This window comes from Thioalkalicoccus limnaeus, assembly GCF_041197575.1.
Taxonomy (GTDB): Bacteria; Pseudomonadota; Gammaproteobacteria; order Chromatiales; family Chromatiaceae; genus Thioalkalicoccus; species Thioalkalicoccus limnaeus.
In genome coordinates this window covers 188,818-215,579 of record NZ_JBDKXB010000001.1, presented here as the reverse complement: position 1 = coordinate 215,579, position 26,762 = coordinate 188,818, and the positions used below count along the sequence as shown (strand labels likewise).

Below are 26,762 nucleotides of genomic sequence, written 5' to 3'. Positions count from 1 at the left end.
CTCTAGAAGCTGAAGATCAGATCGGACTCATCCATGATCGCGCGAGCCCGGGCCACGTCGACAATCTCGACGATGTTGTCTCGTTCTTCGCCCGATTCCCAGTCCTCCCACGGGATTTGCACCAGATCATCCTCGGTCAGCCCCCGCGCCGCTAACGACTCGCGATCGACATACACGTTCTTGACCTCGTAATCGCCCAGGGTCCGATAGGTCGGGGAGAAGTTCTTGACGCCGATCCCAGATGTATCCTGGGTCTTCATCAACTGGTAGACGCCATCGTCGACAAACATCAGACTGACCTGTTGGTCGAAGGCCGCTCCGATCAGGACGACTTCGAGCGATTCCCACGCGTAGATCGTACCGTAGGGCGCCTTCCGATTCAGATACAGAAAATTCTTAACGACTTCGGACACGACAACCCCCATCAATCGCCGAAACAGACCAAGCGGTCCGACTGTATCGCGGCCTCGACCAGTTGCCCCAGGCCGGAAATCCGGAATCGCGGGTGGATGTTGGTCGCATCCTTCCCATTACGCTTGGCTTCGCCCTCATCGACAAGCCCCCGGCGCTGTGCCGCCGCGACGCAGACCACCATGTCGAGGTCGTATCGCTCGGCCAATTCGGCCCACATGTTGACGACGTGACGATCGTCCTGTGGCGGAGTCGTCAGACGAGACGCGTTGTATACACCGTCGTGATAGAAAAACACCCGCATCACTTCGTGACCCTTCTCGAGGGCTGCCTTCGTGAAACGATAGGCCGTATCGGACGCCTGGTGTTGATAGGGTCCCTCATTGATCTGTATTGCAAACCTCATGGCGACCTCGAATGACCTCCCGGCGCTGTGTGATCCTCAGAAACGAATGTATGACGAGGCATTGAAACTGCTTCGCGCGCCACGCCAAGTATCGATATGATACTTGGTAAAGGGCAACTCCACCTCTTCGAAGAAGCGCGGCCAGCCGATACGCTCGATCCACTCGTTGATGCGCTCCCAATCGCGCGCGCCTTCCTTGTAGGCCTTCAGAATCCGCTTGACGATCGCGGTCGCCTCTGGCCACCGCGGCGGATTATTTGGGATGCCGGCGGCGACGAGCTTTTGGAAAGTCGGCTTGCCACGCGCGTTCGAGTGATTGCCACCGACCCAGATCGCCAGCTTCGTGTGCTCCGCGTCATTGATCTGCATCGGCGGACATGGGGGATAACAGGCACCACAGCAGATACACTTGCGCTCATCGACCTCCAGTGACGGCTTCCCATTGACCAATGCGGGACGAATCGCGGCCACTGGGCAGCGCGCGACGACCGACGGCCGCTCGCAAACATTGGCGACGAGATCATGATTGATCTTCGGAGGCTTGGTGTGCTGGACATTGATCGCAATATCGCCCTGACCACCGCAATTGATCTGGCAGCAGGAGGTCGTGATATGCACGCGATTCGGCATGGTCGCATTGCGGAACTCGTCGATCAGCTCATCCATCATCGCCTTGACGACACCGGATGCGTCCGTGCCCGGGATATCGCAATGCAACCAACCCTGCGTGTGCGAGATCATGGCCACCGAGTTTTGCGTCCCGCCGACGACAAACCCAGCATCTTCCAATGCCTTGATCAACGGCTCGACGCTGGCCGGATCCTTGACGAGGAATTCGATGTTCGAGCGAATCGTGAAGTGAACGTAGCCGTCGGCATAGCGATCACCGATGTCACATAGCTTGCGCAGCGAGAACACGTCTAGGATACGCTGCGTCCCGGCCTTCACAGTCCAGATCTCATCACCGCTGTAAGCGACGTGGCGGAGCACACCGGGTCGCGGATGCTCGTGGTATTTCCACTGACCGAAATTCTTGCGCATCACGGGATGCATGTATTGCCATGGATCTGGACAACCGGTTTCGATTGGCTCGCGCATGTCCGCCATCGCCTGCCTCCGTTAGGATTTGGAATGAAGAAAAGGGATGCTTGCGCTGGCGCTCAGCCAGCACCATCGCTTACGGCATCATCCGGCCTCGGCGCGCCGCTCGAACCACTCCGTCGCGGCCTCATCCCAACCGTCCATGCGAACGTAGGAGCTTTGCCTCGGATGACTGAGCATGTTCGGGTCCGGATCGATCCCGATCCCTTCTAGGAAGTTGGAAAGGCCGATCCGCTCGATCATCTCGCCGCAGCGTTCGTGCTCCAGGCCATTCTCTGCCCAGAAATCGATGATGGTTTCCGCCAGCTCGACCAATGACTCGTAATCCTCTTCGGTCTCCAGCTTCTTGAACGGCACGATGACCGTACCCATCAAATCTCCGATCTTGAGCGTACGTTTGCCCCCGACGAGGATGGTGACACCCTTGTCGTCACCGGGATGCAGCGCCTTCGGCATGACGTTCAGACAGTGCATGCAGCGCACGCAGTCGCGATTGTTGACGATCAGCGCGTCGTCGTCGGACAAGGACAAAGCGTTGGTGGGACAGCGGGTAATGACGTTGTCGATGAGGTACTGACGACCTTTTTGCGCGACGTAGGCTCGGACCTCGGACTGATCGACCTTCATGTCGTCGCGCCAGGTGCCGATCACGGCGAAATCGGACCGTTCGATCGCGTTCTGACAGTCATTGGCGCAACCAGACACCTTGAACTTGAACTTGTACGGCAACGCCGGGCGATGCACATCATCGACGAAGTTGTTGACCAAGCGGCGATGAGCCTTCAACTCGTTGGTACAGGACATCTCGCAACGAGCCGAACCGATGCAGGACATCGCCGTCCTCACGCAGGGACCGGCCCCGCCCAGATCCCACCCGTACTCGTTGATTTCGTCGAAGAAATGCTGTGTGGCCTTGGTGTCGGCGCCGATGAACATGATGTTACCGGTCTGCCCGTGGAAGGTTACGAGGCCCGATCCGTACTTCTCCCAACTATCGGCCAATTGCCGCAGCATAGCGGTCGTGTAGTGATTCCCGGCGGGCGGCTGCACCCGCAAGGTGTGAAACTCCTTCGATTTGGTAAAGACCTTGCCCACCTCGGAAAAGCGCGGAATGATGCCTCCGCCGTAGCCGTAAACCGATACGGTCCCACCTTTCCAGTAACCCTTGCGCGTCTCGTACGAGTGCTCGAGCTGCCCGAGCAGGTCGTTCGTCATTTCGTTGATGCGAACATCAGGGTGCTGATCGCGCAAACGCTTGATACCGGATATGAAACTTGGCCAGGGCCCAGTCTCGAGCTGATCGAGCATCGGCGTAGGGTGTTTTTCGAGTGCCATGGCGCTATCTCTCCCGTCGGTAGTCTGTCGCGGAGTCAAAAACCCGAAGGTATCCCATCAGACCGGTCTCGCCGCCCCTCGGCTAGTCGAGCCAGGGCGCGACACGTTCGTCTCTTCCCGATCTTTCCGACCACCCGGAAGCCATCTTGAGGACCCGGTGCGCAGACGATCCAAGGACCAGTCGTCAATCGTTACTATAGACAACCGGAAGTCGCGTACTCCATTCCACCATCGGGGGATGCTCCCTCATCGGCCCTATCCCCTTCGGGATATCCCGTTCTGGCCTTCAGATGGCGCCGGCGGCCCACATGTCCGACAAAAATCCTCGACCATACTACGGAAGGACAATGGTAAGGTCAATGTTTCCTAATATAAGAGAGTTCTAATCTTGAGGTCCAGCACGATGCCGAACCGACATCCACTCGCCGATGACCAAGCCTACCGGGCGTGGCGCGCCAGCAAGCTCGCGCACTATCCGGAGGATCTCTCGCGACTGCGGGTCAAGGTCGCGCGGCTGAGCGAACCGACTCGTACGGAGATCGCCGCGATCGCCGAACGCCTCGCCAAGTGCAACATGGCGCTGATCGATTGCGAGAATCCGCGCCAAGTGACCCCATCGGCCCTGCTGCGTTTTGGCCACCACCTGGGCCTGAGGCGCACCGACAGCCCGCTCAACGCCGGCACGGATGCAGTGAGCCAGCTCAAGGTCGAAGGCGGGGGGGCGGCTGGTGACTACATCCCCTACACCAACCGCCCTTTGAGCTGGCACACCGATGGCTACTACAACACGCCGTCACGAGCGGTGCGATCCTGGATGCTGTTTTGCGTTCAGGATGCCGTTGACGGTGGCGAGAACGCGTTGCTCGACCCCGAGATCGCTTACCTACGTCTGCGCGACCAGAACCCTGAGCTCATCGCGACCCTGATGGCCCCGGATGTCTTGACCATCCCGGCAAATGTCGAGGGCGGCCGGACATTGCGCGAAGTCGCGGTGGGACCGGTCTTTTCGTGGCCGGAAGGGCGCCTGCACATGCGCTATACGGCTCGCAAGCAACATGTTCGCTGGGCGCCCGGGACCACGGTAGAGGTCGCGCGGGACGCCCTGACGCGCTTGTTTTCGCATGGCGACACCTTCATGTATCGCCACAAGCTGAAGCCAGGCGAGGGTTACGTCACGCACAACGTGCTGCATAACCGAAGCGGCTTCGAGAATCCCGCCGGGGCAGGCCGGGAACGCGTGTTGTTGCGGGTCAGATACCTCGATCGCGTCGCGGCTGAATTCCGCTGACGCCCACCAGCCGATCGGGGCGCCAGCGCACGGCCGAGACCGCGACGCGGAGAGGACGGCGGGGCAGGCGATCAGCATCGCGATGACGAAACCAGAAGGCCAAGGGGGAGAACGATGCTCAGGCTCAGCGACATACTGCTGGAACATAAACAGATCGAATCCTTCGATGAACTGATCCCGCTCATCCAGGGCGTGGCCAGGAACGGCGAGAGGTTCTTCCGCATCGATGTCAAGCCGCCATTCCCCGACACACCGGAGAACTGGGAGGATCGTCTCGAGGCCGCGTTCAGCGGTCTGATCCGCTAGATCGGGTCGAACCAGACCATCAAGTCGAAGGCAATGACGATGAAGGCTACCGATTTGACGAACTTCCATGCCGCGGACGCAGCGGCACGGCACCGGAGCGAGGCAGGCGCCGTTGAGGCGCACCTTTCGACGCTCCGCGAGCGGCTCGAGGAGCTCGTGCGCCACGGAGCACAGGCCGACAGGCTCGCCGACATCAAGCTCCAGATCGCCCGAGCACTGGTCAACCTGGAGCGGGGAAGCGAGGCCTGGACCCTCGCACGCGAGGCACTCGACGTTTTCTTGTTCGCGGATGACTTCGAATCGGCGGCTGACGCCTGCGACATCCTATTCCAAGCAAACCAACCCGAGTCGGTCGCGGCCCTTGGCCAAGGCATCTGGCTCGCGGTCACCTACCCGATCGACCCCGAACTCACGATCGAACTCCTGAATCACGTGATCGAGGAAACACCCGATGATTCGGACGGCGCAGCCATCGCCGCGACGACCGCCCTATTTCTCGCCGATCTCCGGGCTACGGGCAAAAGCCGGGAGAACCTGATGTTTTTTGCCACGCGCGTGCTGAGTCAAGTGGCCCATCGTCACAGCTCGGTCAGCAGCCAGCAAGAATTCGATCGATGGATGGACCAATTGGAGCTACGCGAACCGGAGAAGTTCCTCGTTCGTTTGCGCGACATCGTCGATGTGCTGGTTCAGGGAAACTGGTGGTTCGATCCTGAAGAGCTGCGCGCCCGCTTGCCGATCGACGACGACCACCAGGCGCCGACCGCAGTAGCGGCCGGGACGAATGGAGGCCGCTGACATGCTCTGGCAGGAAGAGACATCGGATCCACAGCGACCGATCGCCGACGAGGTAGTGGATATCCAGTTTTCGCTTTCCGGCCGGCAAATCCCCGTCGATCACGTCTACGCGCTGAGTCAGGCGATATCGCGCTGTTGGCATCGCAGCCAGGAGAGGGTACCACTCGGCGTTCACTCGATACACGTCGCCGGATCGCAGAACGGCTGGCAACGGCCAAGTCACGCCACCGATCAATACCTCATGCTCTCGCGGCGCACCCGGCTGATGATCCGTGTCGCGCAGGTCCACGTACCCGCGGTGGCCGAGGCCTTGACCGGTTGCACGCTCGACGTGGCTGGTTGCCCGCTGACCGTTGGAGCGGGAAAGATACGCCCCCTGAGTCGCGAAAAGACGCTGTTCGCCCGCCATATCCTCGACCCCTTCGGCGAGGACGAAGGGCGTTTTCTGGAATGGGCAGTCGCCGAACTGCGATCCATGCCGCTGCGAGTGCGCAAAGCCCTCTGCGGTAAGCCGACCCAACTGGCGACAGCCGATGGCCCTCGACTGACGAGGAGCTTGCTGCTCGCTGACTTGAGCCTGTCCGATTCCATACGTCTGCAACAGGAGGGGCTGGGCCCCGGGCGCGACATGGGTTGCGGGTTGTTCATCCCTCACAAAAGCGTCGAAGCCGTGACCGGACCTGGCTGACATCGCCGCCGACCGTGCCGCGAATCGCGCTCATGAGCGCGCGGGCCCGGTCGATGGTCTCGACGCAGCGGTGGGCGTCGCGGCGGCGGCCAGCAGCCTCTTGCGCAGGGTCGTCGGTCAGGCTCGGCACCATGCCGACTCACCGGACTGCCCAGGCTGGACCACCACCTGGCATTGTCATTATTATCGGCGAGCCCTGACAAGCAGAGGCAATCCCGACCGGTGACGAGCCGGTCGGTGTGTTGGAGACACCGAGACGACCAACCGACAGATCCGAGAACAGGGTGCCCCGACCCCAGCGGAAACCGCACGCACCGGGGCCCGGGGCGCCGCAGCGCGAACACGGATCAAGCCCGACTTCTGACAACAAGCAAGCGACACCCGAGCGCGCTGATCCCGGGATCGTCGCGAAATCTGGAAGGGGCGAACACCGCTCCGGGCAGCCCGCAAGATGAGAGGAAAGGAAAGAAGATGTCGATCGATGTGAACGGCAAACATATCGAACTCACCGAAACCGGTTATCTTGTCAACCATCTGGATTGGAGCGAGGAAGTTGCCGAAGCCTTGGCGAAAGCCGAGGGCATCGAGCTCACCGACCGGCACTGGGACCTCATCCGCTACCTGCGTGACGAGTATATCGATAACGGCCAGAATCAGCCGATGGAGCGCATCGTGCTGAAGGAGATGAGCAAGAGGTGGGGGGAAAAGCTGACGAGCAAGGATCTCTATCAGCTCTTTCCGCTCGCACCGACGAAGCAAGGCACCAAGGTAGCGGGTCTTCCTCAGGTCAGGCGCAAAGGCGGTTACTAACCGCCCCGACTCCCGAACCAGCCAGCGCGGCGAGCGCGACCGATCAACCCGGCCCAAGCAACCCAGCCGAGGACATCGTTACTCGCCGCGCGACTGGCGCTCGAGCAGTTCGCGACGTTCCTGCGCCTCGACGGATAAGGTCGCAATGGGCCGGGCCTCGAGCCGACGCAAACCGATCGGCTCGCCGGTTTCCTCGCAGTAGCCGTAGCTGCCATCCTCGATCCGTTTCAGCGCGGCATCGATCTTACGCAAGAGTTTGCGATAGCGATCTCGGGTTCGCAGATCGAGCGTTTGATCTGCCTCGCGATTGGCCCGGTCGGCCTCATCACCCACCTCGTGATGGCTCTCGTCGCGCAGCCCGTCGAGGGTCTGCTGCGCTTGCTCGAGGAGTTCAGCTCGCCAGTTCAACAACGTCTGTCGAAAATACTGCAACTGAACGGGGCTCATGTATTCCTCGCCTTCATCGGGGCGATAACCCGGCGGCAGCTCGATGGTCACAGGTTTGGTCCTCAATGGCAGTCATGCGAGCAGAGTGCAGGTTATAAGGTAACGCATGCCTGCGGGCAACCTTCATCGCAGACTCGGGCGGCACGAAAGGTTGCTCGCTTGAACCATCGCGGCGGAAAATCCATGTGTGACGGGTATATCATTGAGCCTCACGACTCCTAGGACATTCACCTGCGAGGAAAACGTCATGCCTTCCATCATCACCCGCCACAACGGGGACATGGTTTTCGAGACCGAGGTCGGAAGCCACCGGATCCTGAACGACGTGATGCCGACCCCCGAATGGGGCGGCAAGGGCCGTCATCCGACGCCTCCCGATTACTTCGTCACATCGATCTCGTCGTGCATCGCCGCCTTCGTCGTTCAGTACTGCGATCGCGCGGGCTTAGACAGCACCGGCCTGACCGTCGAGTTGTCATTCGAGAAGGCCGACAAACCCGTGCATCTGACCAATTTCGTCGTCCGGATCGATCTACCGAACGCCGTCGTCGGGGATCGCTTGGCGGCCTTGAAGCGAGCTGCCGAGTTCTGCACGGTCCACGAAACCATTACGCGAATGGGTGAAGGGCCGGTCATCGAGGTCACCGACAAGACCGCTGCGGCATGACCGGCGTCGCGGGGCGAGGCGTTGCCAACGGCGGTCGCGTCCTGGCCCGCGAGCCCCGCGATGTATGAATCGTCAAGGCAAGGGCACCGGAACACCGAAGCGAACGGAGCCCGCGCCCACCCTGCCAGAGGAGCGCGCACGGGTTTGCGCCGGATTCGGAGAGCCCCCTTGCCCGACATCAGAAAGGCCAAACGAGCGGGATCAGGAGCAGCGCCACCAGGGCCGTAACCAGGGTGAGTGGTATCCCCGCGCGCAGATAGTCACTGAAACGGTATCCACCGGGACCGTAGACCATCAGGTTCGTCTGGTAGCCGATCGGGGTCGCAAAGCTTGCCGAAGCCGCCATCATGATGGCCACCGCGAAGGGCAAGGGACTGACTCCCAGATCCTGGGCCAATGTGGCGGCAATCGGAAAGACCAGAACGGCGGCCGCATTGTTCGTGATCACGGCCGTGAAGAGCGCGGTCGTCACATAGACCATCACCAGGACCAGCCAGGGATCCTGGCCGGCCAATCCAACCAGCCCCGACGCCAAGGTGGCGGCGAGCCCGGTCGCCTCGACCGCGGCACCGACACCGAACGCGGCAGCGATCGTGAAGAGCACGGACCAGTCGAGGCTTTGCCGCGCCCGCTCCAAAGTCAGGCAACCGGTGAGGATCATCGCGATCGCCGCCAACAAGGCCCCGACCAGCATCGATATGAGACCGATCGTCACGGCAAAGATCATCGCCATGAGGATCGATGCGGCGAGCAAGGCGCGCTCATGGCGCGGGGTGGCCGCCTCCTCGATCCGACTGACCAGGAAAAAGTCACGGCTGTTGCAAGTCTGAGCCTGAAAGCCGGCGCCGGCCTCGATCAGTAGGGTATCGCCAGGCCTGAGCACGATATCGCCGATCTTTCCCGGCAGACGGTGCCCGTTGCGCGCGACCGCGATCACGACAGCGTTGTAGCGATTGCGAAACCGTGCATCGCGGACGGTCCGGCCGACCAAAGGACAGCTATCGGACACCACGGCTTCGAGTAGATGGCGATCGGCTCGGCGCCCATCGAGCTTGAAAACCTGACCGGTCGCCGGCCACAGCCCGCGGATCTTCTGCAGATCGACGACCGACTCGACGATGCCGACGAAGATCAGACGATCTCCGCCGCGCAAGCGCTCCTGCGGCGACACGGCCGGCAGGATGGTGCCATCGCGATTCAGCTCGATCAGGAAGGCACCGGGCAGATGACGAAGACCGGCCTCCTCGATGCTGCGACCGACGAGCGCACCGTCCGGCGCGACCTCCATCTCGATCGTGTACTCACGGGGATCCTCGAGCTGCGCGCGAACCGACGGGCGATTCGGCAGCAACCAACGGCCGGTAAGGATCATGAAGACCAACCCAACCAAGGCCACCGGTACGCCCACCCAGGCGATGTCGAAAAGCTCGAAGCCCTGACCGATGCGATCGAGCATCAAGCCATTGACGACCAGGTTCGTGCTGGTTCCGATCAGCGTGATGGTGCCCCCGAGGATTGCCGCGTAGGACAGAGGGATCAGTAATTTCGAGACCGACAGATCGTACTTGCGCGCCCACTCGCCGACGGCCGGTATCAACATGCCGACGACCGGGGTGTTGTTCAGCAAGGCGCTCATCAGCGTCACGGGCGCGGTCAGACGCCACTGGGCGCGCATCAGCGAACGCGGTCGGCCAAGGAGATGATGGACGATCCATTGGACGCCACCGGTCTCCCGGATCCCGGCCACGACGACATAGAGGGCAGCGACCGTGATCACCCCTTGGTTCGAGAAGCCCGCCAACCCCTGCGCGGGGTCGATGATCCCGATCGCCAGCAGCAGCACCACGGCCGCGACGAAGACCAGATCCGGCGCCGCCCGGGTAAAGGCCAACACGGCGAACAGGGCGACCACGACCGTGGCGGTGAGCCAAGCATCCCAAGGCATCTGGCAAATGAGATCAGCCATGTCAGGACCGAGGAAAGTCGCCGTACAGCGAAATCACACCCGCGCCCTCGATCTGGGACAATACCAGGTCATCGGACGGGGATCATCGCGCCAGGTCCGCGGCGACGCACTCGAGCCGGGCTGCGCGGTGCAGCGGACGGCCGGTGCGGCAGTATCCAGCCGAACCGCTGGAGCCGTCAATTCGCAGCGCAGCAGAGCAGGGGCCGGTCTCGGCCGGGGCGTGAAATCGCGCGACGCAGCCGCCACCTACGTGGCCAGAGTAGAGACGCGATCGAATCGCGCCAGTCGCCCGGTGCGCCGGGCGTCCGACTGGCAGCGGGACCAGCCACGCAACGAGGCCGCATGTGGACGAATCAAGACTGACCTACTTCGGCGAGCGGATCGCCCGAATGATCCAGGGGCATGACCTCAGCCGAGACGAGGCGCGGGAGTGTTGGCGACAGATCATCGCCAACGAGCAGCCGGACCTCCACCAAGGGGCCTTCATGGCCGCATTGGCCACGAAGGGCGAAACGACCGACGAAATCGCTGGGAGTTTCGAGGCCATCTATGAACTGGACACGAACAAGGTCGATCTCGGGTCATCGGCAATGCTCGTCGACAACAGCGGCACCGGTCGGGACAGTTTCAAGACCTTCAACGTCAGCACAGCGGCGGGGATCATCGCGGCCGCTTGTGGTGCGGTCATGGCCCGCCATGGCGCCCGGTCGGTGACATCCAAGGTCGGTACCGTCGATGTCGCCGAGACACTCGGCGTCGATGTCGATTGCGATGTCGCCACCGTCAAACGCAGTATCGAGAGGGTCGGTATAGGGCTATTCAATGGCATGAGCCCAGCCGTTCACCCCCAGGCCCTTTTCCGAATACTGGCGCAGATTCGCTTCGGCTCGACGCTGCACATCGCCGGATCATTGGCCAACCCAGCGCGACCAACTCGCGCCGTACGTGGCGTCTTCAGCCCCACCCTCCTCCAAAGGACGGCCGAAACCATGCGAGCGATCGGCTATCAACGGGCCCTCGTATGTTTCGGCTGGAACGGCAAACGCAACGCCGGCATGGATGAACTCTCGACCTTGGGCGAGACGGAGATGGTCGAACTGCTGTCCGATGGCCAGATCCGGCGCGCGACGCTGGCCCCGGAGGATCTCGGGTTGACGCGGGCACGGCCAGAGGAGGTCGCCACAGCGACCAATGCGCCGGACGCAGCCCGGATGGTCATCGATGCCTTGTCCCCGGAAGGTTCGCGAGCCCGGCGCGACATTGCGTGTCTCAACGCGGCGGCGGTCCTGTATATCGTCGATCGAGCGACCGACTTGGCCCAGGGTCTAGAGATAGCGCGCGCAGCCGTGCAATCCGGCCGCGCCCTCGAGACCTTGCGTCACTGGGTCGCGTGCCAGAATCGGCATCCAGAGCAGGGCCTGGCGCGCTTGACCCGGGTGGCGGCTCGATGATCAGGGTCTGGTGGCTGGCGGCCCGACCGGGGTCCTTGATCAAGGTGGTCTTGCCGGTCGCGATCGGACTCGCTGTCGGCGCGGCCGGGACAGGGTCGCTCGAGCCGGTCCTCATCGCGGCCGGGCTCTTGTTCGCGTTGTTCGCGCAGCTGATGATCATCTTCATGAACGACTACGCGGACGCCGACGCGGATCGACTGCATACCCGCTTGTTCCCGCAGCTGATCGATCCGCGCGTGGTACCTCTCGGCCTCCTTGACCGACAGGACCTGCTCAAGGCCGGCCTCCTCGTGATCGGGCTACAGATCACGCTCTGTCTGGCACTCGCGGCGGCGTTCGAGCGCCCGCTCGCGCCGGTATTCGGCGTCGCATCGGTCTTCTTCATGTGGGCCTATAGTTTCCCACCGATCCGACTGAATTACCGCGGACGCGGCGAGTTGCTCGAGACCCTGACCATCGGCGGCGGATTGGTATGGTTCGGATTCTACCTGTACACAGGAGATCTCGCGCTGCCCCTGCTGGCCGTCGGCCCGGTCCTGCTTTTGGCGCTGGCGAGTTCCCTGATCAGCACCCTCAAACACCAGCCCGCCGATCGGGTCACCGGCAAGCGAACCCTTTCCGTTCTCCTCGGTGGAGAACGGGCCCGTGTCATCGCGCTGGCGGCGACGGTCGGCAGCGTTTTGCTATGCACCGGATACATCCTCGGCGGGATCTATCATCCGGCATCGGCTTTGCTGACCGTGGTGTTGCCCGCGCTATTCGTCGCCGCAGCGCTCCGTGAATTCAAGACCGCCGATCCGGATCACCTCACGTCACTGGCGTCCTTCAAGGGCTCGCTGCATCGCGCCATCTACGTCAGCAATCTGGGTATCATCGTCGGCTTGATCTTCGGGACACCCCTGCTGTCATGGTAGTGAGCTGATCCGGACTTCGAAGCACGGAGCATAGCCTGTTGCGCATATCGAATCCAAAGCACCGACGGGCGAGATCGGCAACCCGCCGAGTCACTCGGGTGCTTCTCCAGGGTGCGCTGATCGTCGCGCTCGTCGTGGCAGTGCGCGCCTTCACCGCGCACGACATGGCCGAGGGGCCGGCGCCACCCTTCGTGGCGGAATTGGTCGATGGCCAATCGGTCACCCTGGCCGATTACGCGGGCGAACCGCTGCTGCTTCACTTCTGGGCCACCTGGTGCCCGATCTGTCGACTCGAAGAGGGCGAGATCCTCCGTTTATCCCGCTCATTTGCCGTCTTGACCGTCGCGACACGATCCGGAAGCCACGATGAGATTGCAACCTACCTCGGTGACCGAGGATACCGATCGAAGGTGATCGCCGACGTCGACGGATCCCTTGCCGACCGGTACCAGGTCCGCGGCGTGCCAGCCACCTTCGTCATTGACGGCGACGGGCGGATCCTCTTTCGTAAACAGGGTTATGCGCCACCATTCGAACTGCAGTTCCGCCTCTGGCTGGCCCGCTCGTCGTGACGCCATAGGGGCCACGTCATTCAACCCGGTTAACCCTTGAGACCGCAACCCTCGACCACTTCCGCATTGGTGCTTCAGCGATGACCCGCACTCTGTCGATAGCCCTAGTGTTGCTCGTCAGCGGCTTCCTGACCGGCGTCGGGCCACCCTCTGCCAGCGCCCAAACCGGTCGCGAGGCCATGGCCGACGCCATGTCGCGAATGATGGAGGCCATGGGCGCCTTCGGCAATATACCGGCGCCTGATCCGAACCTGATGACCCCGCCGCGGATGGATGAGAGCATGGGCCATGGGCTGAGGCCATTCCTCGAACCGTTCGACGGTTCCCTGTCAGACCTCGGTGAGATCGTCGGACAGGGAACCGGACGGCCATTCGAAGGACTCTGGGAGAGCCCCACCGGCGGCCTGTTGATCGTGCAGGGCCGCTTTTATCGCCTCTATGAACCGGGTGCTGGTTATGTCGAGGGCACGCTAAGTCATGATGACCGACAGGTCAGGATGCGCAACCGGCACGAGGGCTTCGAGCATCGGTTCGACTACGCACTGCACGACGACGGCATAGCGCTGCGCGGAGAAGGTGGTCAGATTTTCGTGTACCGACGGCTCCGGCTGGACCGTGACCGACTGCGATGACTGACCGGCCGGCACAAAAAAAACCGGGTCAACGCCCGGTTTTCTCTGGCCGACGAAGAACCGACTTCAGTCGTCGGTTTCGGCAGCCACGGCCACCTCGGGCCGCCCAACAAGCTCGACGTAGGCCATCGGAGCGGCGTCCCCAGAACGAAACCCGCACTTCAGTATTCGCAGATAACCGCCCGGGCGCTCCTGGTATCGCGGGCCAAGTTCGTTGAACAGTTTACCGACCATCTCCTTGTCCCGCAGGCGCGCGAACGCCAGCCTTCGGGTGTGCACCGAGTCGGTCTTCGCGAGCGTAATCAAAGGCTCCGCAACACGCCTGAGTTCTTTGGCCTTCGGCACGGTGGTCTTGATAAGCTCATGGCGAAACAATGAATTGGCCATGTTCCGAAACATGGCCTGGCGATGCGAGCTGGTGCGGTTAAGTTGCCTTCCGGCTTTTCGGTGACGCATGATCGAATCCTGAATGCTTGTTCTAACGAATGGTCAGTTCGTCGATGTTCTCGGGCGGCCAATTCTCCAAGCGCATGCCCAACGACAGGCCACGCGTCGCCAACACGTCCTTGATCTCCGTCAGCGACTTCTTGCCAAGATTCGGAGTCTTCAACAGCTCCACCTCGGTGCGCTGGATCAGATCGCCGATCAGATAAATGTTCTCGGCCTTCAGGCAGTTCGCCGATCGAACGGTCAACTCCAGGTCGTCGACCGGACGCAACAGAACCGGATCCCATTCGGGGGTTCGAGCACCGACCGGCTCCTCGGTGTCGACCTTATCGTCGCCCTCGAGCGCGATGAAGCTCGACAACTGATCCCTGAGGATCTGCGCCGCTGTCTGGATCGCGTTCCGCGGCTCGATCGTCCCGTTGGTCTCGAGGTCGATCACCAATCGATCCAGGTCGGTACGCTGCTCCACACGCGCCGCCTGCACCTCGATCGCGACCCGCCGCACAGGACTGAAAGACGCATCCAGCTGCAACTTGCCGATCGGACGGTCCTCGGATCCGTAACCTTCGCGCTGCACCGCCGGCTCGTAACCGATCCCTCGACGCACTGTCAACGACATGCTGAGTTCGACCGGACCAGTCAGATTCGCGATGACCAAATCGGGATTGAACAAGGTCGCCGCATGATCCAGGCTGATATCCGCCGCGGTCACGACACCCGGCCCCTTTTTGCTCAAGGTATAGGTCGCCTCGTCTTTTCCGCTCAACGAGATCGCAACATCCTTCAGGTTCAGAAGGATCTCTAGGACATCCTCCTGCACCCCCTCGAGAGTCGTGTACTCATGAAGAACGCCTTGTATTTCGACCTCGGTCACCGCGCATCCGGACATCGAGGATAGCAGCACACGTCTCAGGGCATTACCCAGCGTATGCCCATACCCGCGCTCCAACGGCTCCAGCGAGACCCGTGCTTGATTGACCCGCCCCTCGACCGGCTCGACTTTTATCGAGCGCGGCCTAAGGAAGTCGCCAACAACCTCTACCATGCAAGAACCCCCTGAAGACTCCTACTTGGAGTACAGCTCGACGATCAGCGACTCATTGATGTCCGCGGGCAGATCTGTCCGGTCTGGAACTCGCTTGAAGACCCCCTTGAGGACCTTGGTATCGACCTCGATCCACTCCGGAAAACCGTATTGCTCGGCGAGGGCCAACGCATTCTGTACGCGAACCTGCTTGGCTGCCTTGTCCCTGACCGCGATCTGATCGTCCGTCGACACTTGAAACGACGGTATGTTGACAACCCGACCGTTGACGACGATTCCCTTATGCAAAACGAGCTGCCGCGCCTCCGCGCGCGTGGCCCCAAAGCCCATCCGATACACGACGTTATCCAAGCGACGTTCGAGCAACTGCAACAAGATCTCACCGGTGGCGCCCTTACGACGCGCCGCCTTCTTGTAGTAATTGCGAAACTGCCTTTCCATGACGCCGTAGATACGGCGCACCTTCTGCTTCTCGCGCAACTGAACGCCGTAGTCTGACAACCGGCGACGCCGATCGCCGGCCTGGCCGGGCATCTTCTCGAGGTTGCACTTGGAGTCGAGAGCGCGAGCGCGGCTCTTCAGACCAAGATCTGTACCTTCACGTCGAGCCAGTTTACAGGTCGGACCAATGTACCTTGCCATGTCGCTTCCTAATTCGGGTCCTAGACGCGCCGCTTCTTGGGGGGGCGGCAACCGTTATGCGGTATCGGCGTCACGTCGGTGATGCTCGCAATCTTGAAACCGGCATTGTTGAGCGCCCGCACCGCCGATTCCCGGCCCGGCCCCGGACCCTTGACGTTCACGTCGAGATTCTTGAGCCCAAACTCCTTGACGGCCTGCCCGACCTTATCCGCGGCGACCTGCGCGGCGAACGGAGTACTCTTCCGCGAACCACGAAATCCGGACCCGCCGGAAGTCGCCCACGCCAGCGCATTGCCTTGCCGATCTGTGATCGTAATGATGGTGTTATTAAAAGACGCATGGACATGGGCAATGCCATCCACGACCGTCTTCTTGACCTTTTTCTTCGCTCGAACGGGTTTTGCCATCGAATCTTACCGAACATCTCGCACTGTTGAAGTGCCTTATCGCTTGATAGGACGCCGCGGCCCTTTCCGGGTACGAGCGTTGGTACGGGTGCGCTGACCACGCAGCGGCAGACCTCGGCGATGACGGATGCCCCGGTTACAACCGAGATCCATCAAACGCTTGATATTCATAGAGACCTCACGACGCAGGTCCCCCTCCACCGTGTATTGCGCCACCGCAGCGCGCAAACGGTCGACATCCTCTTCCGTCAGGTTCTGGATACGGACATCCCGTGGGACGCCAGCCGCATCGCAGATCTCCCCGGCTCGGGTACGACCGACACCATAGATCGCGGTCAACGCGATCACAGCGTGTTTCTTATCAGGAATATTGACACCGGCGATACGGGCCATCGGATCAATCCTCAGTCCTAGAATCCTGCCGTGAACAGGTTAGTTTACGCAAACAACACTCCAACGTCAACCGAAGAGAGGCTGTCAACCTTGACGCTGCTTATGCCGCAGGTCTTTGCAGATCACCCGAATCACACCATTTCGCTTGATGATCTTACAGTGGCGACACAGGCGTTTGACCGATGCACGTACTTTCATTGTCTCATTCCACCTTCGATGATCTTCATGACACCCGGGAACCCATCACCGGAGCATACCGGCACCGGGTGCCTTCAAATTCGCTTTTTTCATCAACCCTTCGTATTGATGCGAGACCAAGTGGGCCTGCACCTGCGCCATGAAATCCATCGTCACGATCACCACGATCAACAGCGACGTGCCGCCAAAATAGAAGGGCACGTTCCAGCCCACGATCAGGAACTCGGGCAACAGGCAGACGCCAGTGATATAGATGGCGCCGACCGCGGTCAGGCGTGTCATGACCAAGTCGATATAGCGTGCGGTCTGTTCCCCAGGCCGGATCCCCGGTATGAAGGCACCCGAGCGCTTGAGGTTATCGGCCGTGTCTTTCGGGTTGAACACAAGGGCCGTGTAAAAGAAGCAGAAGAAGATGATGGCGGATGCGTAGAGCATCACATACACAGGCTCACCGGGAGACAGTGTCGAAGCGATGTCCGCAAGCCAACGCATATCCTCGGATGCGCCAAACCACTGCCCAAGCGTCCCCGGGAAAAGGATGATGCTCGATGCAAAGATCGGCGGAATCACACCGGCCATATTGAGCTTCAACGGCAGATGGGTGCTCTGCGCGGCCATCACCCGCCGGCCCTGCTGTCGCCGCGCATAGTTAACCGTGATGCGCCGTTGGCCGCGCTCGATGAACACCACGAAGGCCGTCACCGCCAAGGCCAGCGTGAAGATCGCGAGCACCGCCAACGTATTCATCTCGCCGGTCCGAACCAGTTCCAGCGTTCCACCAGCCGCGGCGGGCAGCCCAGCGACGATACCGGCGAAGATGATCAGCGATATACCGTTACCGATGCCTCGCTCGGTAATCTGCTCACCCAGCCACATCAGGAACATGGTGCCCGTGACCAGCGACACGACGGCCGTGAACACGAAGCCGAAACCGACCTGGGTCACGATCGAGGAGCCGGCGACCGCCTGACCCTGCAAGGCCACCGAGATACCGATCGCCTGGAAGGTCGCGAGACCCAGCGTTCCATATCTCGTGTACTGCGTGATCTTGCGTCGCCCAGACTCGCCCTCCTTCTTGAGCTGCTCGAGCTTCGGCACCACGGCCGTCAGCAGTTGCATGATGATCGCCGCGGAGATGTAGGGCATGATGCCCAACGCGACGATACTCGCGCGCTCCAGTGCGCCACCGGAGAACATGTTGAACAGGTCCAGCATCGACCCTTGATGCTGATCGAACAACGCGGCCAAGGCCTCGGGATTGACGCCCGGCACAGGGATGAAGGTCGCTATCCGGTACACGAGCAGAGCACCAAGCACGAACAGCAACCGCTGCCGCAGCTCTTTCAGGCGACCCATGTTACCCAGCGCCCCCATCACGGAGGATGTGTTCTTGGCCATGGCAGCTAGCGAACCTCGATTAATCTTCGATCCGGCCGCCCGCCGCTTCGATAGCGGCACGGGCACCCTTGGTCACAGGAATACCGCGCACGGTGACGGCCTTGTCGATCTGGCCCGAGGCGATGATCTTCACGTACTTGGTGCCACGCGAGATCAGATTCGCCGCCAACAGGGCCTGACGATCGACGACATCCGCGGAGACCTCCGCGATCTCGTGCAGCCGGATCTCGTCGCGATAGGGTGCCTTCAACGAGCGAAAGCCCACCTTCGGCAGGCGACGCTGAAGGGGCATCTGGCCACCTTCGAACCCGACCTTGTGGAATCCGCCGGCCCGAGCCTTTTGCCCTTTGTGGCCACGACCACAGGTCTTGCCAAGCCCGCTACCGATGCCCCGCCCGACACGCTTGGGTGCCGCCCGACTCCCGGCATCTGGATGTAGTTCGTTCAAACGCATGTCAGGATTCCTCGACAACCTTCACCATGTAGGAGACCTTGTTCACCATGCCACGCGTGCAGGGCGTATCCTCGACCTCGACGACCTGGTGCATGCGCCGCAGACCGAGACCGCGAACGCAGGCCTTGTGCGCGGCCAAGCGACCGTGAAAGCTGCGATACAAGGTGACCTTCATCATTGGCTTGTCAGTCATGGGTCACTCCAGAATCTGGTCCACGGTCTTGCCGCGCTTCGCAGCGATCGTCTCCGCATCCTTCATCGACTGCAATCCCGCGACGGTCGCCCTCACGACATTGATCGGGTTGTTCGTACCGATGCATTTCGCGAGGACATTCTGCACGCCGAGCACCTCGAAGACCGCCCGCATCGCCCCGCCGGCGATGATTCCCGTACCTTCGGAGGCGGGTTGCATGAAGACGCGTGCGGCACCATGCCGGCCGTTCAGCGCGTACTGCAACGTCGTCCCGTTGAGCTTGACGTCGATCATGTTCTTCCGCGCGCTTTCCATCGCCTTTTGGATCGCGACCGGAACCTCGCGCGCCTTGCCCGTACCGAAGCCGACTCGCCCCTTTCCGTCCCCGACGACAGTCAGGGCCGCGAAGCCGAACTGCCTACCGCCCTTGACCACCTTGGCGACACGGTTGACGGTCACTAATTTTTCCAGTATCTCGTCGCCGCCTTCCGGCCGTGGATTCACATTTGACATCGTCTCAGCACCTAGAATTGCAGACCGTTTTCGCGTGCCGCGTCCGCCAGGGCCTTGACGCGGCCGTGGTAGCGAAACCCGGATCGATCGAAGGCCACCTGGGCCACGCCGGCAGAGCGAGCCCTTTCGGCGATCGCCTTCCCGATGGCCGCCGCCGCCGTAGCGTTGCCCGAATGCCCCCCGATCGTTTCACGGAAGCCCTTCTCCAAGGTCGACGCACTCACGATGACCTTTCCACCCTCCGGCGCGATGACCTGGGCATAGATATGCCGCGGTGTGCGATGGACACAGAGCCGATAGGAGCCAATTTCGCGTATCTTTGCCCGGGCCTTGGTCGCCCGCCGCAGACGTGCTTGTTTCTTGTCCATTACGCCACCTTACTTCTTCTTCGCCTCTTTACGCCGGACGTCTTCGTCCGCATAACGCACGCCTTTCCCTTTATAGGGCTCCGGAGGCCGGAAGCGTCGGATTTCGGCGGCAACCTGACCGACCTGCTGCTTGTCCGGTCCGCTGACGACGATCTCCGTCGGGGACGGCGTCGCGATCTCGATGCCGTCAGGCACCGCATAGTTGACCGGATGCGAAAACCCGAGCGCCAGATTGAGGACACGGCCTTGCGCCGCCGCCCGGTACCCCACCCCGACCAAGGTCAGTTTGCGGGCGAACCCCGTACCGCAGCCCAGGACCATGTTGTTGAGCAATGCCCTCGTGGTCCCCGTCAGTGCCCAAGCATTCGGTTGCGCTTCGTCGACGGGCGCAACTCGCAGACGACCATCCGATTCGGACACCTTGACAGCCGGGTGAACCGACCAGTGAAGCGTCCCCTTCGGACCTTTGACCCGAACCGCCTGCCCGGTGATCTCCACGACGACACCGGGTGGCACGCCAATTGGGGCCTTTGCAACACGCGACATAGTGGTGATCTCCGTTAAGCCACGTACGCCAGGATTTCGCCACCGTGCCCCGACTTGCGCGCAGCACGATCGGTCATCAAACCCTGTGACGTGGAGACAATGGCAATACCGAGACCACCCCAGACCTTGGGCAACTCATCCTTGCCGCGATAAATCCGCAAGCCCGGGCGCGATACGCGCTTGATGTACTCGATGACCGGCTTGCCACGAAAATACTTGAGCTTGAGGACCAGGGTTGCCTTCGGGCCCGCGCCATCAACGGCCGCGTCGGCAATGTAGCCTTCGTCGCGAAGTAGCTCGGCAATCGCCAATTTCTTCTTTGACAGGGGCATCGTGATCGTAATCTTGCCCCGCTCCTGACCGTTGCGGATACGCGTCAACATGTCCGCGATCGGATCCGACATACTCATGCATATGCTCCATGGGTCAGACCGCCCACCATCAGGCGCGATACCCTCGTAAAAACAACCCCGATGACCGCTGGCGACACCCAGCCATGCCTTTGCGATCGGCCTCGCAGCCACCTCGGCGCGCCTCAATGTGCGAGAAAACGCGTCGAGCCTGAAGCCCGGCCAGGCGTCCTGGACGCCACATCCGGAACGATTCGAAATGCCGGACAATCCGAAAACGGGCGGACCGGCCGCGCCGCGACGACCCCTCGGCCACTTTCGCGGGTCAGGCCCCCGCCCGCGCTGGATCAAACGAATTTCAACGGCGTCCGCTGCCGCGCAGTCGCTACCAACTCGCCTTGACGACCCCCGGCACGTCTCCGCGCATCACCGCCTCCCGCAGTTTGTTGCGCCCCAGGCCAAATTTCCTGTAGACCGCATGCGGACGCCCGCTGACCCGACACCGCCGCTGCTGCCGCGTCGGACTGGCATCACGTGGCAAGCTCTGAAGCGCCCGAAGCGCCTCGTCGAGTTGCTCCGGATCAGCCCCGCGGTCGGCAATGACCGCCTTAAGCGCAGCCCTTTTTGCCGCAAACCGGGCCGCGGTCTTCACGCGCTTTGCATCGCGCGCAACCATGCTTTTCTTCGCCATGAACCGTCCTCAGGTCCGGAAAGGAAACTTGAAGGCCTCGAGTAACGCGCGACCCTCTTCATCCGTTTGCGCCGTGGTCGTGATCGTGATGTCCAACCCTCGCAGGGTATCGATCTTGTCGTAGTCGACCTCTGGAAACACGATCTGCTCACGCACGCCGAGCGAGTAATTCCCGCGCCCGTCGAAGGCCTTCGGATTGAGGCCGCGAAAATCGCGAATCCGCGGGATCGCGATGTTGATCAGACGGTCGAGAAACTCGTACATCCGATCACGCCGTAGCGTCACCTTGCACCCGATCGGCCATCCTTCACGGATCTTGAACCCCGCTACCGACTTACGCGCCTTGGTCACGATCGGCTGCTGTCCGGAGATCGTGCGCATATCGCCGACGGCGTTATCCATGATCTTCTTGTCCGCGATAGCCTCGCCCACGCCCATGTTCAGCGTGACCTTCTCGATCCGCGGCACCTGCATCACGCTACCGTAATTGAAGCGATCCCGAAGCTGACCGATGATCTCATTACGGTAGATGTCTTGTAATCTCGACATGGCTTGGCTCACCCTACGCGTCAACGACTTCGCCGTTCGACTTGAATACCCGGACCTTGGTGCCATCCGCCAGGAACTTGAATCCGACCCGATCTCCCGCGCCCTTCTGCGGGTTATAGAGCGCCACGTTGGATACGTGGATGGGCATCGGCCTGTCCATGATCCCGCCTGACACGCCGCGTTGCGGATTCGGCTTTTGGTGCTTCTTCGCGATATTGATGTTCTCGACGACAACACGGTCCGCGTCGACAACCTTGAGCACGGTGCCGCGTTTACCCTTATCCTTGCCGGCGAGCACGATCACGTCATCGCCTGATTTGATCTTGCGCATAACGAGGCGACCTCACAACACTTCTGGCGCGAGCGAAATAATCTTCATAAAGCGTTCACCACGCAGTTCTCGGGTGACGGGCCCGAAAATGCGCGTTCCAATCGGCTGCAGCTGATTGTTCAACAAGACCGCGGCGTTGCCATCGAAACGAATCAGCGAACCATCGGGCCGACGCACACCTTTGCGGGTGCGCACGACGACCGCGTTGAAGACGTCGCCCTTCTTCGCCTTGCCCCGCGGAATGGCGTCCTTCACGGTGACCTTGATCACATCACCGATTCCAGCGTAACGCCGCCGCGAACCGCCCAGCACCTTGATGCACTCCACGCGTTTCGCACCACTGTTGTCGGCTACCGCCAAACTTGTCTGCATCTGGATCATTGTTCTTTACACCATGTGTTAGTCGGCTGCGGGCTTAACGACAAGCGGGCACAGCGAAACGGGTGCCAAGAAGGTGTCAGCGCGCCTTCTCGACGACCTCCAACAGCCGCCAGGACTTGGTCTTCGACAGTGGCCGACACTGTTCGACGCGCACCAGGTCTCCATCGCCGCACACATTGCCTTCGTCGTGGGCGTGGATCTTGGTCGATCTCGTCATGAACTTGCCGTAGAGCGGATGCTTGACACGACGCTCCACAAGAACCGTGATGGTCTTGTCCATCGCGTCGCTGACGACCCGCCCCGTCAGAACCTTGTTTGTCTTGGTCTCTTCGTTCACAACGCACCGCCCGACTTCAGCTCGTTCATGATCGTCTTGACACGGGCGATCTCGCGTCGCACCTCTTTCATCCTAGAGGGCCGGCTGAGTTGCCCCGTTCCGCGCTGCATTCGCAGATTGAACTGCTCTTTCAGCAAATCATGGAGCTGCGACCGCAGCTCGTCCGACGACCGCTCTCTAAGCTCGCTGGCCTTCATCACAGCACCGTCCGTTTTTCAAAGGTGGTCTGCACCGGAAGCTTGGCCGCGGCCAACCGAAAGGCTTCGCGGGCCATCTCTTCCGAGACCCCTTCGATCTCGTAAAGCATGCTTCCCGGTTGCACCAACGCGACCCAGTACTCGACGTTGCCTTTTCCTTTGCCCATCCGAACCTCCAGCGGCTTTTTCGAGATCGGCTTATCGGGGAAGACGCGGATCCAAAGCTTACCGCCGCGGCGGACCTTTCTCGTGATCGCGCGGCGCGCCGCCTCGATCTGCCGCGCTGTCAATCGACCCCGGTCGATCGCCTTCAGTCCAAATTCACCAAAGCTGACGCGATTACCGCTTTGTGCCAAGCCACGGTTGCGACCCTTGTGCTGTTTGCGAAATTTCGTACGTTTCGGTTGCAGCATCATCTATCCCCTTTTGCCTACGGCCCGACCCGACGGTTCTCCGGCGACCTGATCGGTAAAGATTTCACCCTTGAAGATCCATACCTTCACGCCCAGAATGCCATAGGTCGTCCGCGCTTCCGCGAACCCGTAGTCGATATCCGCTCGCAGCGTATGCAACGGAACCCGACCTTCTCGGTTCCACTCGCTGCGGGCGATTTCCGCGCCGTTCAAACGCCCCGCGATATTGATCCGGACCCCTCCTGCGCCGAGACGCATGGTGTTCTGGACCGCTCGCTTCATCGCGCGGCGAAACATGATCCGTCGTTCCAGCTGCTGCGCGATGCCTTCCGCGACCAACTGCGCATCGAGCTCCGGCTTGCGGATCTCTTCGATGCTGATATGCACCGGGACACCCATCATCTTCGCGACGTCGTTGCGTAACGCGTCGATGTCTTCGCCCTTCTTGCCTATCACGACGCCGGGGCGTGCCGTGTGGATCGTGATGTGCGCGTTTTTCGCTGGCCTATCGATTTGGATATGACTAACCGAGGCATGGGACAGACGTTTCTTGAGATATCCACGGACCGTTAAGTCCGTATTCAAAAACTCTGCATAGTCCTTCGAATTGGCGTACCACTTCGAATTCCAGCCCTTGACTATCCCTAACCGAATGCCGGTCGGGTGAACTTTCTGCCCCATTCTGGCCTCTCGAATACTTATGCTTCTGCCACGACCAGGCGGATATGACTGGTCCTTTTGAGAATACGGTTACCGCGTCCCTTCGCGCGCGCATGCATACGCTTCATCGTCGGGCCCTCGTCCACCTGAATGCTCTCGACCTTGAGCTCATCAATGTCCGCACCCTCGTTGTGCTCGGCATTCGCAATCGCCGATTCGAGGACTTTTTTGATAAGGGTTGCGCCCTTCTTGGTGCTGAAGGCCAGGGTGTTCAGCGCTTGCTCCACATGCTGACCACGAATCTGATCGGCAACCAACCGGGCCTTCTGCGCAGAAATTCGCGCATGTTTCAGTCGCGCCTCGGCTCGCATGACTCATTGCCTCCTTAACGCTTCTTCGCCTTCTTGTCGGCGGCGTGACCCCGAAACGTGCGGGTCAGCGCGAACTCGCCAAGCTTATGACCGATCATATTCTCATTGACCAGAACCGGCACATGCTGGCGCCCATTGTGAACTGCAATCGTCAGTCCGACCATCTCCGGAAGAACCATCGAGCGACGCGACCAAGTCTTGATCGGGCGCTTGCTGTTTTGCGCGACCGCTTGGTCGACCTTCTTGGCAAGATGAAGGTCCACGAAGGGTCCCTTGCGAATTGAACGTGGCACTTGCTAAACCTCGCCTATATCACTTCCGACCACCGCGGCGTAGGATCATGCCGTCGGTCCGCTTGTTCTTGCGCGTCTTGTGGCCTTTCGTCGGGACACCCCAAGGCGTCACCGGGTGCCGGCCACCGGAGGTCCGACCCTCACCGCCGCCATGCGGGTGGTCGACCGGATTCATCACGACGCCACGAACCGTCGGCCGGACACCACGCCACCGGGACGCACCCGCTTTGCCAAGCTTCCGCAGACTGTTTTCGGCGTTTCCGACCTCGCCGATCACCGCGCGACACTCGACATGAATCTTGCGCATCTCACCCGAGCGCATGCGGAGCGTCGCGTAGCTGCCTTCTCGAGCGATGAACTGCGCCGAGCTGCCAGCCGCTCGCGCCAACTGGGCGCCCTTGCCGGGCCGCATCTCGATACAGTGGACCAGGGTCCCGACCGGGATATTGCGCAGAGGCAAGCAATTGCCGGGGGCAATCGGGGCATCTTCGCCGGCCTGGATAACGGCACCGGCCTTCAACCCCTTCGGCGCGATGATGTACGCGCGTTCACCATCGGCGTAGAGCAGCAGGGCCAAGTGCGCCGTTCGATTCGGATCGTACTCGAGGCGCTCGACCGTCGCGGGGACACCTGCCTTGTTGCGCTTGAAGTCGACGATTCGGTAGCGCTGCTTGTGTCCACCGCCTTGATGGCGAACCGTGATCCGCCCGGCATTGTTTCGACCTCCGCGCTTGACCTTCTTCGCCACCAGCGGCGCGTAGGGCTCGCCTTTGTGAAGGTCCGGCGTTTGCACCTTGACGACGAAACGACGGCCAGCCGACGTCGGATTTGTCTTTACGATTGGCATGGGATTCGTCCAAATTACTGACGGAACGATCGCGCCGTCAAGCGCCACCGCCGAAGTCGATGCTATGGCCCGGCGCGAGACGCACGTAGGCCTTACGCCAATCTCGGCGCCTTCCAAAGCGCTGACCGAAGCGCTTCTTCTTGCCTTTGACGTTCAACACCTGGACACCATCAACGGCCACATCGAACATTTGCTCGACGGCTTTCGCAATCTCTTCTTTCGTCGCGTCAGGCAAGACCCGGAACGCGTACTGACCATAAAAATCGGCTCCGCGCGCTGCCTTTTCGGAGACCACCGGACTGAGCAAGACCTTTGCGAGACGTTCCTGATTCACGACAAACGCTCCTCCAGCCTTCGAACAGCCGCTTCGGTGACCAGAAGCGCATCGAACGCCATCAAACTGACCGGATCGACCTCCCGCGCCGCCAAGACCTCGACATCTTTGAGATTGCGGGACGCGAGGACGAGGTTGTCGTCCAATTCCTCGGTCACGATCAACACATTCGCCACACCGTGGCCCGCCAAAAGCGTCACCAGTTCTTTGGTCTTCGGGGCCGCGACGCCGAATGACGGCACGATATGCAAACGCTCCTGGCGCACCAACTCCGACAGGATCGCCCGGACCGCGCCGCGATACATCTTTCGATTGACCTTCTGCGAGTAATCGGCGGGACTGGCCGCGAAGGTCACGCCGCCACCGCGCCACAGTGGGCTGCGACTCGTACCAGCGCGCGCCCGCCCGGTCCCCTTTTGCCGCCACGGCTTTGCCCCACCGCCCCGCACTGCGGCACGATTCTTCTGTGCCCGGGTGCCGGCGCGTGCGGCCGCGAGATAGGCCGTCACCACCTGGTGAACCAGCCCAGGCTTGTATTCGGCGCCGAAAACCCGGTCGGACACGTCCAATCTGCTCGGGTCTCCGGCTTCACTTCGCATCGCGAGTTCCATT

At 61.3% G+C, this 26,762-nt stretch carries 42 protein-coding genes; 10 read left to right on the top strand and 32 right to left on the bottom strand.

The features are described from left to right. Nucleotides 1-2 precede the first annotated feature (2 nt). From tusC to dsrA, 4 genes are all read right to left on the bottom strand, one after another. Entirely contained in the window at nt 3-413 is a 411-nt protein-coding gene (tusC, locus tag ABC977_RS01090; protein ID WP_369665373.1) for a sulfurtransferase complex subunit TusC, read from the bottom strand. A gap of 11 nt (nt 414-424) precedes the next feature. Then, nucleotides 425-817: a sulfurtransferase complex subunit TusD gene (gene tusD, locus ABC977_RS01085; RefSeq protein WP_369665372.1), complete on the bottom strand. Its 393-nt coding sequence runs from the start codon at nt 815-817 to the stop codon at nt 425-427. Between the two features lie 36 nt (nt 818-853). After that, complete coding sequence (gene dsrB, locus ABC977_RS01080; protein WP_369665371.1) at nt 854-1,924, bottom strand: dissimilatory-type sulfite reductase subunit beta; 1,071 nt, start codon at nt 1,922-1,924, stop codon at nt 854-856. 78 nt (nt 1,925-2,002) lie between these two features. After that, the gene (gene dsrA, locus ABC977_RS01075) at nt 2,003-3,253 is read right to left on the bottom strand and encodes a dissimilatory-type sulfite reductase subunit alpha (RefSeq protein WP_369665370.1); all 1,251 of its coding nucleotides are present in this window, start codon (nt 3,251-3,253) and stop codon (nt 2,003-2,005) included. Between the two features lie 403 nt (nt 3,254-3,656). Between dsrA and ABC977_RS01070 the strand changes: the two genes are divergently transcribed. The 5 genes from ABC977_RS01070 to ABC977_RS01050 all read left to right on the top strand — a co-directional run bounded on the left by ABC977_RS01070 (nt 3,657) and on the right by ABC977_RS01050 (nt 7,143). After that, on the top strand, nt 3,657-4,541 hold the full coding sequence (locus ABC977_RS01070) for a TauD/TfdA family dioxygenase (protein ID WP_369665369.1): 885 nt from the start codon (nt 3,657-3,659) through the stop codon (nt 4,539-4,541). A gap of 114 nt (nt 4,542-4,655) precedes the next feature. Then, nucleotides 4,656-4,847 (top strand): sulfur relay protein DsrC, encoded by a 192-nt coding sequence (locus ABC977_RS01065; protein WP_369665368.1) that lies wholly within the window; start codon nt 4,656-4,658, stop codon nt 4,845-4,847. A gap of 39 nt (nt 4,848-4,886) precedes the next feature. Next, nucleotides 4,887-5,645 (top strand): hypothetical protein, encoded by a 759-nt coding sequence (locus ABC977_RS01060; protein ID WP_369665367.1) that lies wholly within the window; start codon nt 4,887-4,889, stop codon nt 5,643-5,645. 1 nt (nt 5,646) lies between these two features. Next, nucleotides 5,647-6,333 carry a type I-MYXAN CRISPR-associated protein Cas6/Cmx6 gene (cas6, locus tag ABC977_RS01055; RefSeq protein WP_369665366.1) on the top strand — a complete coding sequence of 229 codons (687 nt, stop codon included), beginning with the start codon at nt 5,647-5,649 and terminating at the stop codon, nt 6,331-6,333. A 471-nt stretch (nt 6,334-6,804) separates the two neighbouring features. Beyond that, nucleotides 6,805-7,143 carry a TusE/DsrC/DsvC family sulfur relay protein gene (locus ABC977_RS01050; protein ID WP_369665365.1) on the top strand — a complete coding sequence of 113 codons (339 nt, stop codon included), beginning with the start codon at nt 6,805-6,807 and terminating at the stop codon, nt 7,141-7,143. Between the two features lie 78 nt (nt 7,144-7,221). On the opposite strand, the gene dksA is transcribed toward ABC977_RS01050, so the two are convergent. Next, the gene (gene dksA / locus ABC977_RS01045; protein WP_369665478.1) at nt 7,222-7,590 is read right to left on the bottom strand and encodes an RNA polymerase-binding protein DksA; all 369 of its coding nucleotides are present in this window, start codon (nt 7,588-7,590) and stop codon (nt 7,222-7,224) included. A 247-nt stretch (nt 7,591-7,837) separates the two neighbouring features. On the opposite strand from dksA, the gene ABC977_RS01040 reads away from it, so the two are divergent. After that, entirely contained in the window at nt 7,838-8,257 is a 420-nt protein-coding gene (locus ABC977_RS01040) for an OsmC family protein (RefSeq protein ID WP_369665364.1), read from the top strand. 178 nt (nt 8,258-8,435) lie between these two features. Here ABC977_RS01040 and ABC977_RS01035 read toward each other — a convergent pair whose 3' ends face one another. Then, complete coding sequence (locus tag ABC977_RS01035; protein ID WP_369665477.1) at nt 8,436-10,202, bottom strand: SLC13 family permease; 1,767 nt, start codon at nt 10,200-10,202, stop codon at nt 8,436-8,438. A gap of 365 nt (nt 10,203-10,567) precedes the next feature. On the opposite strand from ABC977_RS01035, the gene trpD reads away from it, so the two are divergent. From trpD to ABC977_RS01015, 4 genes are all read left to right on the top strand, one after another. Further along, the gene (trpD, locus tag ABC977_RS01030) at nt 10,568-11,674 is read left to right on the top strand and encodes an anthranilate phosphoribosyltransferase (protein WP_369665363.1); all 1,107 of its coding nucleotides are present in this window, start codon (nt 10,568-10,570) and stop codon (nt 11,672-11,674) included. Next, complete coding sequence (locus ABC977_RS01025) at nt 11,671-12,588, top strand: prenyltransferase (RefSeq protein ID WP_369665362.1); 918 nt, start codon at nt 11,671-11,673, stop codon at nt 12,586-12,588. Before trpD ends, ABC977_RS01025 begins: the two co-directional genes overlap by 4 nt. Nucleotides 12,589-12,686: 98 nt before the next feature. Beyond that, on the top strand, nt 12,687-13,160 hold the full coding sequence (locus ABC977_RS01020; protein WP_369665361.1) for a redoxin domain-containing protein: 474 nt from the start codon (nt 12,687-12,689) through the stop codon (nt 13,158-13,160). An 80-nt stretch (nt 13,161-13,240) separates the two neighbouring features. Continuing rightward, nucleotides 13,241-13,792 carry a hypothetical protein gene (locus tag ABC977_RS01015; RefSeq protein WP_369665360.1) on the top strand — a complete coding sequence of 184 codons (552 nt, stop codon included), beginning with the start codon at nt 13,241-13,243 and terminating at the stop codon, nt 13,790-13,792. 66 nt (nt 13,793-13,858) lie between these two features. Here ABC977_RS01015 and rplQ read toward each other — a convergent pair whose 3' ends face one another. The 26 genes from rplQ to rplD all read right to left on the bottom strand — a co-directional run bounded on the left by rplQ (nt 13,859) and on the right by rplD (nt 26,761). Beyond that, a complete protein-coding gene (rplQ, locus tag ABC977_RS01010; protein ID WP_369665359.1) occupies nt 13,859-14,248 on the bottom strand; it encodes a 50S ribosomal protein L17 in 390 nt (129 codons plus the stop codon). A gap of 22 nt (nt 14,249-14,270) precedes the next feature. Continuing rightward, on the bottom strand, nt 14,271-15,284 hold the full coding sequence (locus tag ABC977_RS01005; protein WP_369665358.1) for a DNA-directed RNA polymerase subunit alpha: 1,014 nt from the start codon (nt 15,282-15,284) through the stop codon (nt 14,271-14,273). Between the two features lie 21 nt (nt 15,285-15,305). Further along, complete coding sequence (gene rpsD / locus ABC977_RS01000) at nt 15,306-15,926, bottom strand: 30S ribosomal protein S4 (RefSeq protein WP_369665357.1); 621 nt, start codon at nt 15,924-15,926, stop codon at nt 15,306-15,308. A gap of 20 nt (nt 15,927-15,946) precedes the next feature. Continuing rightward, nucleotides 15,947-16,333: a 30S ribosomal protein S11 gene (rpsK, locus tag ABC977_RS00995; protein ID WP_369665356.1), complete on the bottom strand. Its 387-nt coding sequence runs from the start codon at nt 16,331-16,333 to the stop codon at nt 15,947-15,949. A 36-nt stretch (nt 16,334-16,369) separates the two neighbouring features. Further along, entirely contained in the window at nt 16,370-16,726 is a 357-nt protein-coding gene (gene rpsM, locus ABC977_RS00990; RefSeq protein WP_369665355.1) for a 30S ribosomal protein S13, read from the bottom strand. 84 nt (nt 16,727-16,810) lie between these two features. Beyond that, entirely contained in the window at nt 16,811-16,924 is a 114-nt protein-coding gene (rpmJ, locus tag ABC977_RS00985; RefSeq protein ID WP_369665354.1) for a 50S ribosomal protein L36, read from the bottom strand. Between the two features lie 45 nt (nt 16,925-16,969). After that, nucleotides 16,970-18,322: a preprotein translocase subunit SecY gene (gene secY, locus ABC977_RS00980; RefSeq protein ID WP_369665353.1), complete on the bottom strand. Its 1,353-nt coding sequence runs from the start codon at nt 18,320-18,322 to the stop codon at nt 16,970-16,972. A 19-nt stretch (nt 18,323-18,341) separates the two neighbouring features. Then, the gene (gene rplO / locus ABC977_RS00975) at nt 18,342-18,776 is read right to left on the bottom strand and encodes a 50S ribosomal protein L15 (protein ID WP_369665352.1); all 435 of its coding nucleotides are present in this window, start codon (nt 18,774-18,776) and stop codon (nt 18,342-18,344) included. Between the two features lies 1 nt (nt 18,777). After that, a complete protein-coding gene (gene rpmD / locus ABC977_RS00970) occupies nt 18,778-18,969 on the bottom strand; it encodes a 50S ribosomal protein L30 (RefSeq protein ID WP_369665351.1) in 192 nt (63 codons plus the stop codon). Between the two features lie 3 nt (nt 18,970-18,972). Continuing rightward, a complete protein-coding gene (rpsE, locus tag ABC977_RS00965) occupies nt 18,973-19,482 on the bottom strand; it encodes a 30S ribosomal protein S5 (protein WP_369665350.1) in 510 nt (169 codons plus the stop codon). Between the two features lie 11 nt (nt 19,483-19,493). Next, nucleotides 19,494-19,850 carry a 50S ribosomal protein L18 gene (rplR, locus tag ABC977_RS00960; protein ID WP_369665349.1) on the bottom strand — a complete coding sequence of 119 codons (357 nt, stop codon included), beginning with the start codon at nt 19,848-19,850 and terminating at the stop codon, nt 19,494-19,496. Nucleotides 19,851-19,859: 9 nt separating this feature from the next. Further along, nucleotides 19,860-20,396: a 50S ribosomal protein L6 gene (rplF, locus tag ABC977_RS00955; protein WP_369665348.1), complete on the bottom strand. Its 537-nt coding sequence runs from the start codon at nt 20,394-20,396 to the stop codon at nt 19,860-19,862. A gap of 14 nt (nt 20,397-20,410) precedes the next feature. Further along, nucleotides 20,411-20,806 carry a 30S ribosomal protein S8 gene (gene rpsH / locus ABC977_RS00950; RefSeq protein ID WP_369665347.1) on the bottom strand — a complete coding sequence of 132 codons (396 nt, stop codon included), beginning with the start codon at nt 20,804-20,806 and terminating at the stop codon, nt 20,411-20,413. Between the two features lie 325 nt (nt 20,807-21,131). Further along, the gene (rpsN, locus tag ABC977_RS00945; RefSeq protein WP_369665346.1) at nt 21,132-21,437 is read right to left on the bottom strand and encodes a 30S ribosomal protein S14; all 306 of its coding nucleotides are present in this window, start codon (nt 21,435-21,437) and stop codon (nt 21,132-21,134) included. A gap of 9 nt (nt 21,438-21,446) precedes the next feature. Beyond that, nucleotides 21,447-21,986, bottom strand: a complete 540-nt coding sequence (gene rplE, locus ABC977_RS00940; RefSeq protein WP_369665345.1) for a 50S ribosomal protein L5 — start codon at nt 21,984-21,986, stop codon at nt 21,447-21,449. 13 nt (nt 21,987-21,999) lie between these two features. Further along, nucleotides 22,000-22,317 (bottom strand): 50S ribosomal protein L24, encoded by a 318-nt coding sequence (gene rplX / locus ABC977_RS00935; RefSeq protein ID WP_369665344.1) that lies wholly within the window; start codon nt 22,315-22,317, stop codon nt 22,000-22,002. Nucleotides 22,318-22,329: 12 nt separating this feature from the next. Then, a complete protein-coding gene (rplN, locus tag ABC977_RS00930; RefSeq protein WP_369665343.1) occupies nt 22,330-22,698 on the bottom strand; it encodes a 50S ribosomal protein L14 in 369 nt (122 codons plus the stop codon). Between the two features lie 76 nt (nt 22,699-22,774). Then, complete coding sequence (rpsQ, locus tag ABC977_RS00925; protein ID WP_369665342.1) at nt 22,775-23,035, bottom strand: 30S ribosomal protein S17; 261 nt, start codon at nt 23,033-23,035, stop codon at nt 22,775-22,777. Continuing rightward, nucleotides 23,032-23,232, bottom strand: coding sequence for a 50S ribosomal protein L29 (rpmC, locus tag ABC977_RS00920; RefSeq protein ID WP_369665341.1), 201 nt, complete (start codon nt 23,230-23,232; stop codon nt 23,032-23,034). The genes rpsQ and rpmC overlap by 4 nt, the downstream gene beginning before the upstream one ends. Beyond that, nucleotides 23,232-23,645, bottom strand: a complete 414-nt coding sequence (gene rplP, locus ABC977_RS00915) for a 50S ribosomal protein L16 (RefSeq protein ID WP_369665476.1) — start codon at nt 23,643-23,645, stop codon at nt 23,232-23,234. Before rplP ends, rpmC begins: the two co-directional genes overlap by 1 nt. Nucleotides 23,646-23,648: 3 nt before the next feature. Beyond that, entirely contained in the window at nt 23,649-24,326 is a 678-nt protein-coding gene (gene rpsC / locus ABC977_RS00910; RefSeq protein ID WP_369665340.1) for a 30S ribosomal protein S3, read from the bottom strand. Between the two features lie 17 nt (nt 24,327-24,343). After that, entirely contained in the window at nt 24,344-24,676 is a 333-nt protein-coding gene (rplV, locus tag ABC977_RS00905; protein ID WP_369665339.1) for a 50S ribosomal protein L22, read from the bottom strand. Nucleotides 24,677-24,690: 14 nt separating this feature from the next. Beyond that, nucleotides 24,691-24,969 carry a 30S ribosomal protein S19 gene (gene rpsS, locus ABC977_RS00900; RefSeq protein ID WP_369665338.1) on the bottom strand — a complete coding sequence of 93 codons (279 nt, stop codon included), beginning with the start codon at nt 24,967-24,969 and terminating at the stop codon, nt 24,691-24,693. Between the two features lie 19 nt (nt 24,970-24,988). After that, a complete protein-coding gene (rplB, locus tag ABC977_RS00895; RefSeq protein WP_369665337.1) occupies nt 24,989-25,816 on the bottom strand; it encodes a 50S ribosomal protein L2 in 828 nt (275 codons plus the stop codon). A 37-nt stretch (nt 25,817-25,853) separates the two neighbouring features. Then, nucleotides 25,854-26,150, bottom strand: coding sequence for a 50S ribosomal protein L23 (rplW, locus tag ABC977_RS00890; RefSeq protein WP_369665336.1), 297 nt, complete (start codon nt 26,148-26,150; stop codon nt 25,854-25,856). Next, nucleotides 26,147-26,761 carry a 50S ribosomal protein L4 gene (gene rplD, locus ABC977_RS00885; protein WP_369665335.1) on the bottom strand — a complete coding sequence of 205 codons (615 nt, stop codon included), beginning with the start codon at nt 26,759-26,761 and terminating at the stop codon, nt 26,147-26,149. Before rplD ends, rplW begins: the two co-directional genes overlap by 4 nt. Nucleotide 26,762 lies beyond the last annotated feature (1 nt).